Source organism: Streptomyces sp. NPDC020875 (assembly GCF_040641415.1).
Lineage (GTDB): Bacteria > Actinomycetota > Actinomycetes > Streptomycetales > Streptomycetaceae > Streptomyces.
In genome coordinates this window covers 43223-62762 of sequence record NZ_JBFADP010000052.1, presented here as the reverse complement: position 1 = coordinate 62762, position 19540 = coordinate 43223, and the positions used below count along the sequence as shown (strand labels likewise).

9 protein-coding genes and 2 pseudogenes are annotated in these 19540 nt (G+C 74.7%); 6 read left to right on the top strand and 5 right to left on the bottom strand.

The window, feature by feature from the left end:
- Positions 1–531 precede the first annotated feature (531 nt).
- The gene (gene fusA, locus AB0G74_RS26675) at positions 532–2703 is read left to right on the top strand and encodes an elongation factor G (protein ID WP_361150933.1); all 2172 of its coding nucleotides are present in this window, start codon (positions 532–534) and stop codon (positions 2701–2703) included.
- A gap of 538 nt (positions 2704–3241) precedes the next feature.
- Here fusA and AB0G74_RS26670 read toward each other — a convergent pair.
- Positions 3242–6011, bottom strand: a pseudogene (locus AB0G74_RS26670) (hypothetical protein).
- A gap of 531 nt (positions 6012–6542) precedes the next feature.
- Positions 6543–7511, bottom strand: coding sequence for an ornithine cyclodeaminase family protein (locus tag AB0G74_RS26665; RefSeq protein ID WP_361150931.1), 969 nt, complete (start codon positions 7509–7511; stop codon positions 6543–6545).
- A 412-nt stretch (positions 7512–7923) separates the two neighbouring features.
- Between AB0G74_RS26665 and AB0G74_RS26660 the strand changes: the two genes are divergently transcribed.
- Complete coding sequence (locus AB0G74_RS26660) at positions 7924–9159, top strand: S8 family peptidase (protein WP_361150928.1); 1236 nt, start codon at positions 7924–7926, stop codon at positions 9157–9159.
- A 425-nt stretch (positions 9160–9584) separates the two neighbouring features.
- Positions 9585–10772, top strand: coding sequence for a serine hydrolase domain-containing protein (locus AB0G74_RS26655; protein WP_361150925.1), 1188 nt, complete (start codon positions 9585–9587; stop codon positions 10770–10772).
- Positions 10773–10875: 103 nt separating this feature from the next.
- Here AB0G74_RS26655 and AB0G74_RS26650 read toward each other — a convergent pair whose 3' ends face one another.
- Complete coding sequence (locus AB0G74_RS26650) at positions 10876–11217, bottom strand: hypothetical protein (protein WP_361150922.1); 342 nt, start codon at positions 11215–11217, stop codon at positions 10876–10878.
- Positions 11218–11510: 293 nt separating this feature from the next.
- On the bottom strand, positions 11511–14819 hold the full coding sequence (locus tag AB0G74_RS26645; RefSeq protein WP_361150920.1) for a BTAD domain-containing putative transcriptional regulator: 3309 nt from the start codon (positions 14817–14819) through the stop codon (positions 11511–11513).
- Between the two features lie 251 nt (positions 14820–15070).
- Here AB0G74_RS26645 and AB0G74_RS26640 point away from each other — a divergent pair, with 251 nt between their 5' ends.
- Genes AB0G74_RS26640 through AB0G74_RS26630 form a run of 3 tightly spaced genes read left to right on the top strand, consistent with a single transcriptional unit; the run spans position 15071 to position 18136 of the window.
- On the top strand, positions 15071–15820 hold the full coding sequence (locus AB0G74_RS26640) for an SDR family oxidoreductase (RefSeq protein WP_361150917.1): 750 nt from the start codon (positions 15071–15073) through the stop codon (positions 15818–15820).
- On the top strand, positions 15810–16496 hold the full coding sequence (locus AB0G74_RS26635) for an NAD(P)H oxidoreductase (RefSeq protein ID WP_361150914.1): 687 nt from the start codon (positions 15810–15812) through the stop codon (positions 16494–16496). Before AB0G74_RS26640 ends, AB0G74_RS26635 begins: the two co-directional genes overlap by 11 nt.
- A complete protein-coding gene (locus AB0G74_RS26630; protein ID WP_361150911.1) occupies positions 16493–18136 on the top strand; it encodes an MFS transporter in 1644 nt (547 codons plus the stop codon). The genes AB0G74_RS26635 and AB0G74_RS26630 overlap by 4 nt, the downstream gene beginning before the upstream one ends.
- On the opposite strand, the pseudogene AB0G74_RS26625 reads toward AB0G74_RS26630, so the two are convergent.
- A pseudogene (locus tag AB0G74_RS26625) lies at positions 18078–19238 on the bottom strand (hypothetical protein); the annotation flags it as partial. The gene AB0G74_RS26630 and the pseudogene AB0G74_RS26625 overlap by 59 nt on opposite strands.
- Positions 19239–19540 lie beyond the last annotated feature (302 nt).

Sequence of the window (19540 nt, the reverse complement as noted above, 5' to 3'; positions counted from 1 at the left end):
TCCAAACGCCCGCCCCCCCCCCCGCCCGCCGCCAAAACACGCGCAACCCGCGGGCCCGCCGCCCCCCCCGCTCACGCGCGGGGGCGGCTAACCCCGCAAAAAGCGGTTGTCCCCGGCCCCGGCCCGCTCGTTAAGATCGCCCCGCACGCCGACACCGGTCGGCGGCGCGACGGCCGCCGGGCCGCCGCCGGTGACCCCACGGGCACCGGCGGAACGGCGACCGGCCGAGCCACGGAGACGAGAAGGGGGAGCGGACGATGCCGCGTCACGACGACCGCCGCCGCACCCCCCGCCCCCGGTACGACGTGATCCCGGTGTCCTCGTCCGACCGGTGACGGCTGCGCGCCCGCCACCGGACCCTCCCGCGTTCCGTACCACCCCGCCCCGCTCCGGTCCGCCGACCGCACGCGTCCCGACGCCGTGCCCGGCCTGCCGCGAGCCGGGGTGCGGACCGCCCGTACCGACCGGGCCCGTACGTACCGCCGGAGCATCGCGCCGCCCTGTTCGATACCTCTCGAAAGGCCGAGGGCCGTGCGCAACGACCCCACCCGTACCGGCACCACCGTCCGTGACGACATCCGTACCACTGTCCCCACGGGCTCCGCCGTTCCCGCCGTCCGTACCGCCGTTCCCGCCGGGACCGGTACCCCGGCGGCGGTCCGCAATCTGGGCATCCTCGCCCATGTAGACGCGGGCAAGACCACCGTCACCGAGCGGATCCTCTATCTGACCGGCACCACCCACAAACGCGGCGAGGTCCACGACGGCACCACCGTCACCGACTTCGACCCGCAGGAGCGGGACCGGGGCATCACCATCTTCGCCGCCGCCGTGAGCTGCGACTGGGACGGCCACCGGATCAACCTCATCGACACCCCCGGCCATGTCGACTTCGCCGACGAGGTCGAACGCTCCCTCCGGGTGCTCGACGGCGCCGTCGCGGTCTTCGACGCCGTCGCCGGGGTCGAGCCGCAGACCGAGTCGGTCTGGCGGCAGGCGGACCGGTACGGCGTCCCGAGGATCGCGTTCGTCAACAAGATGGACCGGGCGGGCGCCGACCTCGACGCCACGGCCGCCGCGATCCGCGACCGGCTGGGCACCGTACCGCTCGTCGCCCAGCTCCCCATCGGCCGCGAGGACGGCTTCACCGGTGTCGTCGACCTGCTCCGGATGCGGGCCCTGACCTGGACGTCCGCCGACGACCGGGTCACCGAGGGGCCCGTGCCGGCCGCGCTCGCCGACGAGGCGGACCGCCGCCGCGCCCTGCTGGCCGAGGCCGTCGCCGAACTGCACCTCGGCGCGCTGGAAGAGTTTTACACCGACGGCACCGTCACCGCCGGAACGCTGACCACCGCCGTCCGGGAACTGACCCTCGACGGCGCGGCCGTGGCCGTGCTCTGCGGCTCGGCCTATCGCGACATCGGGATCGAGCCCCTGCTGGCGGCCGTGGTGGAGTGGCTGCCGTCGCCGCTCGGCGTACCGCCGGTACGGGGCACGGCGCCGGACGGCCCGGACGACGGGGAGCTGCGGGCCCCGGACCCGGCGGAGCCGTTCGCCGGGCTCGTGTTCAAGGTGACGGCCACCCCCACCGGGCGGCTGACGTTCCTGCGGGTGTACTCGGGCACGATCGGCCGCGGCGACACCGTGCTCGACGCGGGAGCCCGGCGGACCGAGCGGATCGGCCGGATCCTGCGGGTCCGCGCCGACCGGCACACCGACACCGATCGGGCGGTCGCCGGGGACATCGTCGCGGTCGTCGGCGTCAAGGCGGCCCGGGCCGGGGCGACCCTGTGCGCCCCGGCGGCGCCGCTGGTGCTGGAGCCGCCGGGGGTGCCGGAACCGGTGGTCTCCGCGGCGGTCGAGGCGCGGCGCGCCCTCGACACCGAACGGCTCGCCGTCGCCCTGGCGCGGCTGGCCGACGAGGATCCGTCCCTGACCGTGCGGACCGACCCGGAGACCGGGCAGACCGTGCTGTCGGGGATGGGCGAGCTGCATCTGGAGGTGGCCGCGGAACGGATCCGCCGCGAGCAGGGCCTGGAGATCACGGTCGGGCGGCCCCGGGTCGCGTACCGGGAGACCGTGGTCCGGGGCGTCCGCGGACTGGTCCACCGCCATGTGAAACAGGACGGCGGCGCGGGACAGTACGCCCATGTCGTCATCGACGTCGAGCCACTGGACCCGCCCGGCGGCGACGGCGGCGATCCGCTGGAGTTCACCTCCGTCGTCACCGGCGGCCGGGTGCCGAAGGAGTACGTCCGCGCGGTCGAGGCGGGCTGCCGCGACGCCCTCGCCGACGGTCCCCTCGGCGGCCATCCGGTGACCGGGCTGCGCGTGGTCCTCACCGACGGGGCGACCCACCCCAAGGACTCCTCGGAACTCGCGTTCCGGGCGGCGGGCCGGTTCGCCCTGCGCGCCGCGCTGCGGGCGGCGGGACTGGTGCTGCTGGAGCCGGTCGCCGAAGTCACGGTCACCGTGCCGGACGACGCGGTCGGCCCGGTCCTCGGCGATCTCGCGGCCCGCCGGGGCCGGGTCTCCGGCTCCACCGCCCGGGGCGGCACCTCGGTCGTCACGGCGACCGTGCCGCTGGCGGAGCTGTTCGGCTACGCGACCCGGTTGCGCGGCCGCACCCGGGGCCGGGGCACCTTCACGGCCCGCCCCACGGGTTACGCCCCGGCCCCGCCGCAGCCGCCGACGGCGGACTGACGGCGGGTCGGCGGGTCCGGGCGGGCCGGAGTCCCCTCCGGACCCGCCGCACCGGGGACGGGTCCGGTTCCCGGAGCGGGGGAGTGCCCGGCGAGCGGGCCCGCCCGCTCATCCGCCCCGGGACATCGGGGGCGGCCACGGCCCGGAGCCGGGGCGTACGGGGCGCGGGCGTCGACGGGCGAAGCCCCGTACCGGCGGAAGGAACCGTACGGCGGAACCCGTACGGGCGGACGGAGCCGTCGGGCGGCCCGAGGCGTAGGACCTGCGCCGATCCGACCGTGATCTGCGCCGACCACCGCGCGCGGCAACGGCAGCGCGCTCCCGGCCCACGGCCTTCGTTCTGCTCCGTCCTGGCGGTCACAGTGATCCGGGTCCCGCCGGGGACGCCGCGAAGGCCGGGCCCGGCGTGGCGATCCGGCGTCTGCCGTCGGCCCGGCCCGGCCCGTCGGTCCGAGCCGCGAGCCGCGGAGATCCCGTACGGGTGGGCGGAGCCGTACGGGATCGGGCGCGGGCCGGTGATCCCGGCCCGCGCCCCGCCTCAGGAGGCGTCCCGCACGGTGCCGGTGAAGACCGGCCCGCCCCCGGTTCCCTCTCCGGTGTCGAACCGCAGCCTCAGCGACTCCACCGGCTCGGCCCGCCCGTCGGACTCCGTCGGGATCGTGACGTCGACACTCGTCCGGCCCGCCGGGACCCCGACCGGGAAGGACGGCTCGGGCCCCAGGGACGACAGCGGGACCTCGGGCGTCTGCCCGGCCTGGAAGTGCTCATCGAGCCAGGCCGCGCCCACGTCCGCCGTCGACACCTCCGGGCTCCCGGTCACCGGCAGGACCGCGAACCGGGTCTCCCACAGTTCGGTGTCCGCCGCTTCCGAGAGGGAGACCCGCCAGGTCAGCGGTGCGCCCTCGGTGACGTCGGCCGCGACCGGCCGGGCCGAGAACCGGGGCAGCGGATCGTCGTTGGTGACGGTCACCCCGCCGTAGTCGGCGCCGACGACCGCGCCCCGCGCCGCCTTCGCGAAGATCTCGCGCGTGTAGTCGTACGAGTACCGGGTATTGCCCCGGACGGTCACGGTCAGCTCCACCGGCGCCGTCCCGGGCCGGAGCGTCAGCAGCCGGGCCCGGGTCTCGCCGGCCTCCCGATCGCGGAGGTAGAGCCAGACCTGGCCGGTGCCCTTGCCGGAGACCCGGACCGGATAGCGGTACGTCCGCTCGCCCGAGTCGCCCTCCCGCACGACCGCCCTGCCGATGTCGATCCGCGGCATCGCGGTCGGCCGGACCTTCGGCGTACCGGGGCGCCAGCCCCAGGCGTCGATCAGCAGCAGCTCGCCGGAGCGGCTGCGCGGCGTCAGCTCGATCTCCGCCAGCCGCTTCGGATCGACCCCGGCGCGATAGGCGGCGGCCAGCCCGACCCGGGCCTCCTGCGCCCAGCGGGACGCGGTCCGGCGGGTGCCCGGCAGCCCGTCGAGGGTGACGGCGCCGAGCACCGCCCGCCGCCCCGACACGTCGGTGACCGCGACGTCGAACCGGGTACCGGCGCTGTTGGGCGGTACGGCGATCCGCAGCGCCAGCGCCCGGGAGTCCCCGGCCGACACCGGCCGGGCGGGACGGAACCGGATCGGGGTGCCCGGCGCGGTCCACCGGGCCGTCACCGCTTTGCGGTCCGCCTCGTCGTCGGTATGCCAGAACGCGAAATGCGGTGTGCGGCGGGTGTCCTCGAACGGGAGGCAGCCCGTCGGCTCGTCCGGGGCGACCTGGTCGCAGAGCCGCCCACCGGACACCTTCAGTCCGGCGCCGGGCCGCAGGAGTGGCGTGCGGTGACCGCCGACGGCGTGGGTGAGTACCCGTACCGGCCCGGCGGACGGCGCGCGGCGCCCCGTACCGTCGAGCAGCGGGCGGGCCCGGTCGTCGCCGCCGACGAAGAGCCGGGCGGCGGTGGCGATGTACGTGGCACCGGCCCGCTGCTGCTGGTCGGCGGTGAGCCGGGTCGGGGCACCGGCGTCGCAGAGGGGGTCGGGCCGGTCAGGGTCGGGCTGGAAGTCGTCCTCGGCGGGCGCCTCGGCCTGACCCGGGGTCCACTCGCTGTTGAAGTAGTTGTGGTTGGCGCCGACCATATAGATCGCGCTGTTCAGCGCCGTACCCCGGCCGACCCCGCGGACCGCGTCGGAATACTGCTGCCCCTGGAGGTCGGAGACGTCGCCGTCGCAGCCCGGCAGGATGGTCGCCGACGGCACGTCGGGCGCCGGGTTCTGGGCGAAGATCGTCGGGCCGATCAGTACGGTGCCGCGGATCGTCCAGCGCACCGGGCCGTGGTAGCCGTCCTGGTCGGCGGGGGCCCGGTGGAGGCTGTCGAGCGCCGCCCGGTTGACCCCCTCTCCGCCCCGGGAATGCCCGACGAGCAGTACCCGGGAGAGATCGGCGGGGGAACCGGCGCGGACCGCGCCCGGAGCCGTCGACGGCTTGCCCGACCAGGCCGCCCAACGGGCCAGATGCCGCCGGACCAGGGACGAACGGGCCTGCGCCCCGCCGTCCTCCAGAAGATGGTCCTGGGCGTTGATCCCGTTCGCGTCGATCGAGACCGTCATATAGCCCTGGGACGCCAGCAGTTGCTGGGACCGCAGATACCCCCTTGTGGCTGGGGACCGGGCGCTCACCGGGGGCGCAGGGCCAATCGCCCCCCGCCTCTCCGCCGGGCTTGTAGCAGGTTTCGTGCCGTCCGTGCAGGAAGAGCGCGAGGGGCCGCTTGCCGGAGGCCCCGCGCGGCGCGACGACCGTACCGGTCATCTCCACGGGGACGGGTATCCCGGGCAGCCGTACGGACGGCAGCCGGTACTCGCCGGTGGTGGTCGCGTACGGCCCCGGGACACCCGGGTCGACCTCGTTCACCGGCGCCGGCCGGGGTGCCGGGCCGGGCCGCTCGGCCCGCTGCTTCCGCGCCGTACCGGCGGCGGGCTCATCGAGACGGCGGCCCGCGGCCGAAACCCGCAGATCGTCGCCCGGACCGACCCGGGCGCGGTCGAGGGCCAGTCGGAATGTGTGCCCGTCGGGCCGGGCCTCCGGGTAGCCGATCAGCCGGTCGCCCGAGTAGAAGCCGATCCGGGCGTCCCCCATGGGAACCCGGCGCTCCGAGCGCCACTCCAGATATCTCTCCCCGCCCTCGGCGGCGATCCGCCAGCCGTCGGGAAGCGGGGCCCCGGCCCCGGTGGACGCGATGGGCGGTCGTGGGGGCTCCGGAGGATCGGCGTGCGCCGCCCCCGGAACGGCCACGGCCAGGGCGAGGGCCACAGCGGTAGCGGTGAGCCCGCGCGACATTCGGATCACAACTGGATCTCCTTGTCTTCGGCGGTGCCGGAGGCCCGGATGAACGCGGGCCCCGTACAGCCCGGGAGATGTCCGAACATGCCGCACGGTTCCGCCGGAAGGGTGACGCCGGGATCACAGAAAGGAACGCGCGCCCCGGTCAACCGTCTTGCGCGCGAGGCGAGTTGACGGGTGGTTCGGGTACGGTCCCGGTGCCGTGGCGGGCCCGCCACGACGGGAGGCCGACGCGCCGGAGTATCCCGTCGTGATGCCCGGGTGCCGCTCCGGCCCGGCGGCTCCCGTGCTGACGGGAGCCCGATGGGCGCGTACGACCCCTGGTGGCGCGAAGGTCCGAGCCGGGGCTCATTGCGGCGATCCCGTCGTACGGCGCCCGGAGCCGGGCGCCCCGGCCGCGTGGTCGGCCGACGGAGGGAGGGGTGTTGCGCCGTCCGCTCGTGCTGTCGGTGTGCCCGCCCGGGCCCGTACGGCGGGCCGTGGCCGGAAACCGCCGTCACGGCGTGCCCCGGGCGGTCGCCGCGTCGCTCAGGACAGGAAATCCACCGACAGTCCGATACCCAGGTCCCGGGCTCGCTCGTACGCGGGCAGGGCCAGCGCCAGATCCTGCCAGGGCAGGCCCACGGGGGCGTAGACCGTGATGTCGTCCGCCGCCTTCCGGCCGGGCCGCACCCCTCGGACGATCTCGCCGAGAGTGCCCGCGGCCGTACCGGCGGGCAGCCCTACCGCCCCCAGTGCCCCGGCGGCGGCGGCCAGTTCCCGGTCGTCGACGACGACCCGGGCCCGGCGCAGCAGATCGGCGGCCAGTTCGCACTTGCCGGGTTCGTCGGCGCCGAGGGACGTCAGATGCTGACCCGGACGGATATCGGCGGCGGCCAGCAGCGGTGTCCGGGACCAGGTCGCCGAGACGACGACATCGGCCTCCGCCGCGACCGCGCGAGCCGACTCCACCACGCGACCGCCGCGCCTGCCGCCGTGCCGGGCGGCGAAGTCGGCGGCCCGCCCCCGGTCCGTGTCGTGGACGACGAGTCCGCTCCGGCCGCGTACGGCGTCCAGACCGCGCAGGACCAACTCCGCCTGGGCGCCCGCGCCCACCACCCCCACCACACCGAACCCCCCGGCTGCCCCGTCGGGCGCCGCCAGCAGATGGGTGCCCAGGGCCGCCGCCAGCCCGGTCCGCCAGGCCGTGAGGGTCGCCGAATCGAGCACGGCGAGCAGTTCGCCGTCCCGCCCGGAGTGCAGACAGACCACGCCGCGCAGGGCCGGTGCCGCGCCGGGGAACTTGGCGTTCACCTTGACGGTGTACGCCGCCGCCCCGGGCAGCACCCCCGGCAGCAGCGCCGTCGCGGTGCCGGGAAACGGCAGCTCCGTACGGACCCGGAGCCCGGCCGCCGACGAGCCGGTGTCCGCCGTCCGGAACCCCTCCTCCAGCGCGGCCAGACACTCGGCGGGATCCAGTACGGACAGCAGATGACGGCGGGTCAACAGGCGGGTCATCCCGCCATCATCCCGGTCGGGCCCGTGGCCGTGGCGCGCTCGATCCGCCGATACGCGACCGACAGGGGCCCGGCGCCCGACCTCGCACCGTCCGGGAAAGCGGTCGGCCGACGGCTCACACAATCGCCACACGCCTGTAACAGGACCACCCGACCCCTCCGTCGCACCCGCCCCGGCCTGCGGTGATCCATATTCTCCGGGAGTCGGGCGACCCCGTGGCGGAGGCCGCGTCAACCGCTCGCGACCAAGCCCCTCTTGTGCAATGCCGATCCTGCCGTCAGGGTGTGATCCTGACGGACGGAGTTGACATGCTCCTGACGTTTCGGGTGTGTGAACATCCGTGGAGCCGCACCACGATCCACCACACGCACCACCCCCCACCAGCGCACCACCGATGAGGAGGATCCCTCTGATGGCTGTGACGCAGAACGACGGACGGCGTGACGCCGCCCGTCCCCGGCGCAAGCTCTCGCCCATCGGCGCCACCCTGGCCGCCGCCCTCACCCTCGGACTGATGACGGCGCTGCCCGCCACGGCCGCGCCCGAGGCCGCGGAAGGCCGGATAGTCGACGCCGGTGCCTCCGGCGCGATCCAGAACAGCTATATCGTCACACTCCGGGACGGCCAGGCGCGTTCGTCCACCGCCGAAGGGCGCGAGGTGGCCCGCAAGTACGGCGCCACCATCAAGCGCACCTACACCAAGGCCCTCAACGGCTACGCGGTCACCCTCTCCGAGGGCCAGGCGAAGAGACTCGCCGCCGACCCCAAGGTGGCGACCGTCGCCCAGGATCGTACGGTTAGCATCCAGGCCACCCAGGTCAATCCGCCCTCCTGGGGCCTCGACCGGATCGACCAGCCCAGGCTGCCGCTGAACCAGCGCTACAACTACCCGGACTCGGCGGGCGCGGGCGTCAGCGCGTACATCATCGACACCGGAGTCCGGATCTCCCACTCCGACTTCGGCGGCCGGGCGGTCAACGGCTACGACGCCGTCGACAACGACAACGTCGCCCAGGACGGCAACGGCCACGGCACCCATGTCGCGGGCACCGTCGCCGGAACCCAGTACGGCGTCGCCAAGAGGGCCCGCGTCGTCGGCGTACGCGTCCTCAACAACGCAGGCTCGGGCACCATCGCCGGGGTCGTCGCCGGGGTCGACTGGGTCGCCCGTAACGCCGTGAAGCCCGCCGTGGCCAACCTGAGCCTCGGCGGCGGCGCCAACAGCACCATCGACGCCGCCGTGCGCCGGCTCATCGCCTCCGGCGTGACCACCGCGGTCGCCGCGGGTAACAGCAACCAGAACGCGGCCAACTTCTCCCCGGCCCGTGTCACCGAGGCGCTCACCGTCGGCTCGACCACCATCACCGACGCCCGCTCCAGCTTCTCCAACTACGGGGCCGTACTGGACCTCTTCGCCCCCGGCCAGAACATCACCTCCGCGTGGCACACCAGCGACACGGCCACCAACACCATCTCCGGTACGTCGATGGCCGCACCGCACGTCGCCGGTGCCGCCGCCCTCCACCTGGGCGGCAACCCGACCGGTACGCCCGCCGCCGTCGGCTCCGCCCTGGTGGCGGCGGCCACGCCCGGTGTGGTGACCAACCCCGGCCCGGGATCGCCCAACCGGCTGCTGCGGGTGAACTGACCCCGGCGGCGGACCCGGCCGGTACGGCGCCCACGGAGCGCCCGGCCGACGGACCGTGAGGCCGACCGTACGCGCCCGCACCCTGGCCGGGCGGTGGCGGCGGGGCCGATCGGTCCGGCGGCCGCCCGGCCGGACGCGGGCCGAACGGCGGTGGCGGCGAGCCCACACCTCCCCGCCGCCGCCGACCCTCCGGCCCCCGGGGGTACGGGACCACGAGTCCCGTACCCCCGGGGGCCGTTCGCGTCGGGCAGCTGAGCGGTGTCCGGCGCGACCGGGTGCGGCAACGGCCGCGCCCGCGGCTTCGGCTTCGCGGGCGGCATCCGTTCCGGACGGGCCGGGATCCGGGGGCGGCTCGGGGTCGTTCCCAGGGTCGGGCCCGGGGGAACCCCGATGGCCCGGCCACCCGCGACGGCGAGGCTGACGGCATGACACGACCTCCTTCGCGACGGCTCGTCCTCGGCGCCGCCACCCTGCCCGCCGCTCTCGGTGTCCTCGGCGCGACCGCGGGCCCGGCGGCCGCGCGGACTCTCCGCCGCCCCGTCACCCGGGCTCCCGGCTCCGACCGCGACCGGGCCTTACGCGCCGCGATCTCCGATCTGACCACCCCGCACGCCACCTGCGCCCAGCTCACCGTGGACGACGGCGCGGGCGGTGACTCCTGGTACGGCTCCGCCGGATACGCCCACCCCGCCGCCGGGCGCCCCCCACACCCCGGGGACGCGGTCCGGGTCGGCAGTGTGACCAAGGTGTTCATCGCCGCCCTCGTACTCCAGCAGTGGGCCGCTGGGCGGATCGACCTGGACGGCCCCATCGGCCGCCATCTGCCGACCGGACTGCTGCCGCACTCCTTCGGCCGGATCACCGCGGGCCAACTGCTCGACCACACCAGCGGTATCCCGCACCATGTGGGGCTCCCCGACGAAAGCACCCCGGAAGCCGTCTGGCGGCACCGGATGGACCGCTGGACCCCGGAGGAACTGCTCGCCACCGTCACCCACCGCCCGCCGTCCGGCACCGGCCAGGTCCAGGAGTACCGGGGCGTCAACTATCTGCTGCTGAGCCTGCTGATCGAGGAACTGACCGGGCAGACGTACGCCGAAGCCGTCGCGACCCGGATCGCCCGCCCCCTCGGACTCCGCCGGACCTATGTACCAGGTGCCGACCCCCACCTGCGCGGACCGCGTATCCGGGGCTACCTGCGGATGACCGACGGCTCCCTGCGCGATATCACCGTCCAGCGGGTGGAGTCGTCCCGGGGCGACGGCGACATCGTCTCCAGCCATACCGACCTGCTCCGCTTCCACACCGCCCTGTTCTCCGGCGAACTGCTGCCGCCGCGCGCGGCCGACCAGCTCTTCCAGGTCCCGTCCGTCCCGATGACCGACGGCCGCCCCGCCCGCTACGGCCGAGGGTTCCAGCGGGTCCCGGTGAACGGGGTGGACATCTGGGGCAAGACCGGGGAGCAGTACGGCTACCGGACCCGGATCTTCACCACCCGGGATCTGCGGACCCGGATGGTCCTCACCTACCACCCGACCCGGCGGTCGGACTCCGCCCAGATGGCCGAGCGGGTCGCCGCCGTACTGCTGGGGCGGCCCGGTTCCACGCGCTGACCCTGTCCCGGGCACCGCCCGAGGCCCACCGGGCGCGCTCATGGAACGGGCCCCGCCGACCGCCCACGGGGGAGTGGTCGGCGGGGCCCGTCCTGCCGGAGCGTCAGTCGAAGACGACCGACCGCACCTTCAGCCGCTCCGAGGCCCCACCGGTGTGCGGGCGGAGCCGGAACCAGTCCCCGGTACAGCCGGAACCGGCGAAGACCGTCGCCCAGGCGTCCGTACGGTTCTTCGGCGAATCGCCGGGCCGGGGGTTCTCCGGCCCCACACCGGGCAGATCCAGGCACTCCCCGCTCGGCGGGTCGTTGAGGAAGCCGGTCGCCTCATAGCCCTCCACGGTCACGTAGTCGTAGCGGAACTGGCCGGTGGCGGCCGAGGCGGAGCCGGGGACGGCGGCGAGCAGCAGGGCCGCGCCGAGGACGGCGCAGGTGGAGCGAAGGCGCATCAAAGGACTTTCTGCCGGTGGGAAGGTTGCCGTGGCCATCTCTGCCCGACGGACGCACCCGCATCCGGCCATCACCCGCACGGCGCATGCGGAATCGATTCGCCCTCACCCGTACGGCGCCCCGCCCCGGTCACCCCGCCCCGTCACGCCCCGGTCACCCCGCCCACCGCCGAGAAGGACCCGTCGATCATCACCCAGCGCGCCACCACCACCCGCTGACCCCCGCGAGAGCACCGGCGCCCTCCGGGCCCGGCGGCGCAGCCCCGCAACGCCGGACGCGGTACGGCCCCCGGTCACACCTCCACCCCCGCCTCCACCAGCGCCTGTTCCGGCGTCAGCCCACCGCCCCGGGCGAACGCGCCCCCGAAAACGGCCTCCCCGAGCGCCTCCGCCGCCGCCGCGCCGATCCGCTCCACATCACCCCGCTCCGCCGCCGCCAAGGGCGCGCCCGCCGCCACCCGGGCCGCCTCCGCACAGCCCAGCAACAGCGCCGCCCCCTCCACCCGGCCCACCGGGACCAGGGCATCCGCCAGACCCTCCAGCGCCAGCGCCACCGCCCGGGGATCACGGGTCGTCACCGCCGCCGCGTACCCCTCCGACTGGAGCCGCAACGCCTCCGCCGCGTCCCCGCGCATCGCCGCCGCGAACCCCAGCTCGGCCAGGATCAGGGCGTTCCCACCCTCCAGGCCGACCTCCCGGTGCCAGTCCAGCACCTCCCGCATATGGCGCTCGGCGGCCTTTGGATCCCCCTCGCGCCGGGCTCCGAGCCCCAGCCCGATCAGCGCGTTGATCTCACCCGAGCGGAAGTCCAGCGCCGCCGACTCCCGCAGCGCCTCCTCATGGCGCTCCCGCGCGAGCCCGAAGTCCCCGGTGAGCAGGGCGACCCGGCCCAGCCCCGACAACAGCTCGGGCACCTGCGTCGAGAGACCGAACCGCCGCGCCGTCACCAGCGCCTCCTCCCGCAGCCGCCGCGCCGTGGCGTAATCCCCGTGGATCTCGGCCACCGCCGTCAGCGGGAAGACGGGCCACAGCCTGCCGCAGGCATCGCCCTCGGCGGCGAACAGCCGGTCGCTCCGTGTCGCGTCGTCCCGCGCGCCCGCCAGATCGCCCCGCAGCAGCCGCTGCGTCGCCCGGTCCGCCAGCGCCGCCGCCTCCCCCCACCGGTCGCCCAGCGACCGGAACCCGTCGAGGGCGGGCTCGGTCAGCGCCTCACCGGCGGAGATATCGCCCGTACCGTGCAGCGCGTGCCCCAGGAACCAGCGCGCCCGGGCCATCGCCGTACCCGGCGGATCGTCCCCCGCCTCCCCGGCCGCCTCGGTCTCCGCCAGCGCCTCCGAGAACAGCGCCGCCCGGTTGCCGCCGTCCCCGGCCAGAACGGTGACCGCCGCCCGCGCCACCAGCACCCGGGCCCGCATCGCCGGGGCGCCGCCGGGGAGTTCCCCAACCGCCGTCAGTGTCCGCCGCGCCTCGGCGAGCCGCCCCCGCAGGACCCAGTACCAGGTCAGGGCATCGACCAACCGCAGGGCCACGTCGATGTCCCCGGTGGCTCCCGCCGCGTCCACCGCCCACCGCAGATTGCCGTTCTCCGCGTCCAGCCGGGCCAGCAGCCCGAACTGCTCCGGCCCCCGCAGACCGGCCGCGGCCCGCTCCACCAGCCGGACGTCGTGGCCGAGATGACGGGCCCGTACGGCATCGGCCTCACCGGCCTCCCGCAGCCGCTCCAGACCATAGGCGGCCACCGACTCCAGCAGCCGGTACCGGTCACCGTCCCCGACCACCCGCACCAGCGACCGGTCCACCAGCCGGGCCAGCAGATCGAGGACATCGTCCCCGTCGACACCGTCACCCGCGCAGACCGCCTCCGCCGCCTCCAGCGTGTAGCCGTCCGGATGCGGGGCCAGCCGCCGCAGCACCGCCCGCTCCCGCTCGCCCAGCAATTCCCAGCTCCAGTCGATCACCGCCCGCAGGGTCCGCTGGCGCGCCGGGGCGTCCCGCCGCCCGGCGCGCAGCACCCGGAACCGGTCGTCGAGCAGATCCGGCAGCCGGTGCACCCCCAGCGCCCGGACCCGGGTCGCCGCCAGCTCCAGCGCCAGCGGCAGCCCGTCCAGCCGGCGCGCCACCGCCTCCACGGCCGCCCGGTTGCCGTCGTCCAGCCGGAAGCCGGGCGCACCGGCGGCGGCCCGGACGGCGAACAGCTCCACGGCGGCGGCGGGGGAGAGCGGTGGCACCGGCCAGAGCGTCTCCGGGGCAAGCGCCAACGGCTCCTGACTTGTGGTCAGGACCACCAGGCCGGGGGCCTGCCGCAGCAACAGTTCCACCAGCGCGGCGGCCCGCTCCACCAGATGCTCGCAGTTGTCCAGGACCAGCAGCATCCGCCGCCCGCGCAACGCGGCGGCCAGCCGCTCATCGGGCGAACCCGGCCGCCGTGACCCCCACACCCCGTCGTCCCGGAGCCCGATGGCCGCCGCCACCACCTCCGCCGGATCGCGGCCCGACCCCGCCAGTTCCACCAGCCGGACCCCGTCCGGGAAGTCACCCGCCACCCGGTCGGCGACCGCCAGGGCGAGCCGCGTCTTGCCGACCCCGCCGGGGCCGGTGAGCGTCACCAGCCGCCGCGCCGCCAGCAGCGTCGCGACCTCGGCCACCGCTGTGTCCCGGCCCACCAGCTCACCGTGCGCGGCGGGCGGCCCGGCCGCTACGACCGCCGCCGCATCAGCCGAAACAGTCGACCCCACCGACATCGCTGAGATCACGGGCGTCACCGATACCTCCGATGCCGCCCGCAAAGTAGTGCTCGACCGATTGACCGGCCGCGGAGGATCGAGCGACGGATCCTGCCGCAGCATCGCCGCGTGCAGAGCCGTCAGCTCCGGTCCCGGATCGAGCCCCAGCTCATCGGCGAGACCCCGGCGGAACGACTCGTACCCGGCCAGGGCCTCCCCCTGCCGTCCGCTCGCGTACAACGCCCGCAACTGGGCGGCCCGCAGCCGCTCCCGCAGCGGATGGGCCGCGACCGGCTCGGCCAGCTCGGCCGCCAGCGCCGCATGGTCCCCGAGCGCCAGCCGGGCCTCCGACCGGTCCTCGACCGCGGTCAGCCGCTCCTCCTCCCAGCGGGCCGCCGCCGCCCGGACGAAGGACCGGTCGGCGAAGTCCGCGAAGGCGGGCCCGCGCCAGATCGCCAGGGCCTCCGCCAGCAGCCCGGACCGGACCGCCGGGTCGGGCACCCGACGGGCCCGGGTCGCGAGGGTGCGGAAGTGAGCCGCGTCCAGCGCGCCCTCGCCCGGGACCAGTTGATAACCGGGCGCCCGGGACACCAGCAGCTCCCGGCCGTCGGGCGCGGACCCGGCCAGCACCCGGCGCAGCTGCGACACCTTCGCCTGAAGCGCCCGTACCGGCCGCCCCGGAGTGTCGTCGCCCCACAGATCGTCGATCAGCCGGTGCGCGGCGACCGGCCGCCCCGGATCGACCAGCAAGGAAGCCAACAGCGTACGGACCTTCAACTCCGGAACCCGTACCGGGCTGCCGTCCCCGGCCCAGACCGTCACCTCGCCGAGAATCCCGAACCCGAACCCACCCGGCCCGACCCCGCCCGTATCGCGCATGCCCGCTCCTTCCCCCGTACCCCGGCCCTCGCCCGGGTCACGACACCGCCGTTCCTCGCCGCACCCTGTCACACGCCCGCGATCACGCCGCGGTTATCCACAGGCCCCCGGCTCCGACCGGTCGCAGCCGGGTCCGAACCCGCCCCGAACCGGCCCGAACATCTTCCGAGCCGGACCCGAACACCGGGGGCGCAGTCTCGTCGTCACAAGCCGACCGCAACAGGCGGACGGCACACCGGAAGGACCCCACCATGGACCGCTTGCACGCGAAGACCGCCCTCGTCACCGGAGCCGGCCGGGGCATCGGCCGTGCGATCGCCCTGCGCCTCGCGTCGGAGGGAGCCCGCGTCGGCATCCACTACGCCGCGAACGACGCCGCCGCGAAGAACACCCTCGCGGCCGTGGATGCCGCGGGCGGCAGCGGCTTCCTGCTCCGTACCGAACTCGGCGTACCCGGCGACGCCGACGCCCTGTGGGCCGCCTTCGACCAGCACGCCGACGGGGCCGACATCCTCGTCAACAACGCGGGCGTGGTCGGCAACGGCACCATCGACCAGGTCACCGAAGAGGACTACGACCGGGTCTTCGCCGTCAACGCCAAGGCCCCCTTCTTCATAGTCCAGCGCGGCCTCAGCCGACTGCGCGACGGCGGCCGGATCATCAACATCTCCTCCGGCGTCACCAAGGTCGCCTTCCCCGGGATGACCTCGTACGCCGCCGCGAAGGGCGCCGTCGAAGTGCTCACGCTCACCCTGGCGCAGACCCTCGGCCCCCGCGGCATCACGGTCAACGCGGTCTCCCCGGGCACCATCGAGACCGATATCCACCCCTGGATGGCCGATGCGGACGCCAAGGCCGCCGCCGCGGCGTACTCCGTCTTCAACCGGGTGGGACAGCCCGAGGACGTCGCCGACGCGGTCGCCTTCCTGGCCTCTTCCGACGGCCGCTGGGTCACCGGCCAGAACATCGATGTGAGCGGAGGGTCCGGCCTTGGCATCTGACCTCGAATCCGCGACCGCCCGCACCCCGGGACGGCACACCCTGCTGGTCCTGGCCCACCCCAGGACCGACTCCCTGACCGCCCGTGTCGCCGGGCGGCTGCGGGACCGGCTCACCGAGAACGGCGGCAGCGTCGACGTCCTCGATCTGTACGCGGAGGGCTTCGACCCCCGGCTCACCCCCGCCGACGAACCCGACTGGGAGAACCGGGAGAAGGAGTACTCGCCCGAGGTCCGCGCCCAGATGGCCCGGATCGTGAGCGCCCGGGACATCGTCGTCGTCTTCCCCGTCTGGTGGTACTCGGTCCCCGCCGTCCTCAAGGGCTGGATCGACCGGGTCTGGAACTACGGCTTCGCATACGGCCGCAGCACACCGCGGCTCGCCGGGAAGCGCATGATCTGGCTCGGGCTCGCCGGGGCATCCGCCGACGACTACGCCCGCCGTGGCCTCGGCGACGCCCTCGACCTCCAGCTCCGGATCGGAGTCTCCGGCTTCTGCGGCATAGCCGACGCCCGGGTCCGGCTCCTCCATGACACGGAACTCTCCGGAATCGCCCCGCACCGACGCCCCGCGCGCGTCCAGGAACTCCTCACCGAAGCGGAGGCGGCCGTACTCCCCGGCCGCCCCGCCGCCGCCCCGCCCGTCCCCGACCACTATGGAACGAAGGTCTCCGTATGACCACCGCACCCCCGGCGGGCGGCGTCCGCCGCCCCTGGCTGGGACTCGCCGTCCTACTGCTGCCCGTCACCCTGATGACCGCCGACCTCGGAGTCCTCTGGCTCGCCACCCCCTTCCTCGCCGGCGATCTCGAACCCACCGGCAGCGAACTCCTCTGGATCACCGATATCTACGGCTTCCTCACCGCTGGAACCCTGGTCGTGATGGGAACCCTCGGTGACCGTATCGGCCGCCGAAGGCTGCTGCTGTACGGCTCGGCGGGCTTCGTCGCCGCGTCCCTGCTCGCCGCCTACGCCACCGACCCCCTGACACTGATCGCCGCCCGCGCCCTGCTCGGGGTCGCCGGAGCCGCCGTCCTCCCCTCCACCCTCGCCCTCATCAGCCTTATGTTCACCGACGCCCGGCAGCGCGCCACCGCCGTCGCCATGTGGGTGACCGCCCTCTCCGTCGGACTCGCCGCCGGGCCCGTCATCGGCGGCGTACTGCTCGACCGCTGGTGGTGGGGGTCCGTCTTTCTGATCGGTGTCCCGGTGATGCTGCCCGTGCTGCTGCTCGCCCGCGCGCTGCTGCCCGAGTACCGCGATCCGGCCGCCGGCCGACTCGACCTGGCGAGCGTCGCCCTCTTCCTGCTCGCCGTCCTGCCGCTGATCTACGCCGTCAAGACCGTGGCGGCCCACGGGCCGGACGCCGGAACGGCCCTCGCCCTGGCCGCCGGAGCGGCCTTCGCGACGGCGTTCGTCCGCCGCCAGCACCGCCTCGAACACCCCCTGCTCGACCTGCGGCTCTTCCGGAACCGGGCCTTCACCGGCGCCCTGCTCGCCCTGCTGCTGGGCATGACGGCCCTCAACGGTGTGGAGTACCTGGTTCCGCAGTACCTCCAGGGCGTCGCCGGGAAGTCCCCGCTGGAGGCCGGTCTGTGGCTGCTGCCGGGCGCCGCGGGCCTGGTCCTGGGCTCCCAGCTGACACCCCTTCTGGTACGACGGCTCCGCCCTGCCGCGGTCGTCGTCGCCGGACTCGCGGTCGCCCTCGGCGGCTACGCCACTCTCGCCGTCGCCGAGGGCGTGGTGCCGGTCTCCCTGGCCCTCGCCGTGATCATGTTCGGCATCGCGCCGATCAGCGTCCTGGGGACGACCCTCGCCGTGGGCTCGGCACCCCCGGAGAAGGCGGGCGCCGCCGCGGCCACCGGCCAGACGGCCTACGACCTCGGCCTCGCCCTGGGCATCGCCGTCACCGGCAGCGCGGCGGCCGCCGTCTACTGGTCCGGGATGCCCGACGGCGCCCCCGCCGAGGCCCGTGACACCCTCGGCGCCGCCCTCGCGCTCGCCGACCGGATACCGGGCGGCGGGGACACCCTGATCGCCTCGGCCCGGGAGTCCTTCACCCACGGCCTCCAGTGGGCGGCCCTGCTCAGCGCCGGGTTCGCCCTCGTCACGGCCGTACTCGTCGGAGTCCTGCTCCGGCACATACCGCCGGTCAGTGCCGCGCCCCGCCCCGTGGCACCGGTTGAACCCGCGGACCGAGCACGGCCCTCGGTGCCTTCCGGATCCCCGGACCGGCGGCGGAGGCCGGAGTCACCGGACCGAACGGATTCACCCCGCCCGTCCAGCGGCGCAGCACCACGCGTCCCTTCTGAAGTGTGACGCCGTCCGAAGCCACGGTCCCCGTCTCGGCGACGTAGTGGGTACCGTCGCCGACGGGGACGAGGCCGTACTGACCGCCCCCGAGATAGCCGGAGATCCCGGTCACCGGATCTACCAGCGCACCCTGTCGCAGCGTCAGATGCCGCCCCAGCTGCGGCACCGGCTGACCCCGGACCGGTGCGATCCGGACCGGCGCCGAGCCGTCGATCACATAGAACGTGTAGTTGGGGAAGTCCGGCTTCTTCCCTCGGTAGACAGCCATCAGCCAGTCGCCGGTCGCCGGATCCCAGGCCAGGTTCTGCACCCCGAAGGCGGTATTGCCGGTATGGACGAAGTACCGGCCGTCATAGGACGCGGGACCGCTGCGATGCGGATCCGCCGTCGACAGGGGCCGCTCGTAACGGCCCCAGTCGCGGATGTCGTACTGGAGGAGCACCTGATGGTCGTTGTCCTGCCGGGCCGTGTTGCCGTAGACGCCGTAGGTCACGGTCAGCCGACTGCCCCCGCCGCCGAACGCCGGGCCGAAGGAGAGACCGTCGATACCGCTGGTGCCGTACCGGTGGTCGGGGGTGTCACCGGTATCGCCGTCGAAGACGCCGTCCCCGTTCATGTCCGCGGTGTAGTCCTCGGCGATCTGCCTCAGATGAACCGTGGTCATCACGCCCGACGTCAGCGCGTCCAGACCTGTCCGGGTGATCCGGTCCGGATCGAAGACGGCGATATAGAAGGCGTCGGCCGCCTTGTACTCCAGCGAGCCGTACAACCAGCCGGTGACCGGATCGACGTCCAGATCACCCAGATGGCCCGGGATATCCGTCACCGAACCGAGTGGCCGTCCCGACAGATCCGTCATCACCAGCAGATCGGTGAAGGAGAAGTACATGACCCCACGGGTCCGGTCGAGAGCCGTCCCCTGGAGGTGTCCGGACCGCCAGACCCCGCCGTCGATCACGGCGGGGAGCGGCGGCGGCGTGTCGGCGGCCGGGACCGACTCGGCGGTTGGACGGGCGAGGGCCGTACCGTGCCCCGTCGACAGGGCGATGACGGTCGCGGCGGACAGGAGGGCCGTCAACGCCGGCCGTGAGGGGAGTCGCGGTCGCATGGGGTCCTTCCGGGAGCGGGTGGCGGACGCGCCGGACCGGATCCGGCCCGCCCACGGGGCCCCGGGAACACCGGACCACGGCATCCGGGACCACCGCCGGAAGCCGTACCCCTCCGACGACCGCGAACCGGTCTGCGGAGCCGAGATTCAGCAGAGCGAGTCCACCGGCGATCGACTGAATGGAGTGACCCCGCCGCCGGGGAGGCGACCGAGGCGGCCCCGCCCGGGACCGAGCCGCCGAGACGCCGATCCCCGGACCCGGACCCGGACCCGGACCCGGACCCGGACCCGGACCCGGACCT

Bases quoted from the DNA above. Each gene is read 5' to 3' on its own strand.
- AB0G74_RS26665 (WP_361150931.1), bottom strand. From the start codon at position 7,511: ATGACCCGCCTGTTGACCCGCCGTCATCTGCTGTCCGTACTGGATCCC.
- AB0G74_RS26660 (WP_361150928.1), top strand. From the start codon at position 7,924: ATGGCTGTGACGCAGAACGACGGACGGCGTGACGCCGCCCGTCCCCGG.
- AB0G74_RS26655 (WP_361150925.1), top strand. From the start codon at position 9,585: ATGACACGACCTCCTTCGCGACGGCTCGTCCTCGGCGCCGCCACCCTG.
- AB0G74_RS26650 (WP_361150922.1), bottom strand. From the start codon at position 11,217: ATGCGCCTTCGCTCCACCTGCGCCGTCCTCGGCGCGGCCCTGCTGCTC.
- AB0G74_RS26645 (WP_361150920.1), bottom strand. From the start codon at position 14,819: ATGCGCGATACGGGCGGGGTCGGGCCGGGTGGGTTCGGGTTCGGGATT.
- AB0G74_RS26640 (WP_361150917.1), top strand. From the start codon at position 15,071: ATGGACCGCTTGCACGCGAAGACCGCCCTCGTCACCGGAGCCGGCCGG.
- AB0G74_RS26630 (WP_361150911.1), top strand. From the start codon at position 16,493: ATGACCACCGCACCCCCGGCGGGCGGCGTCCGCCGCCCCTGGCTGGGA.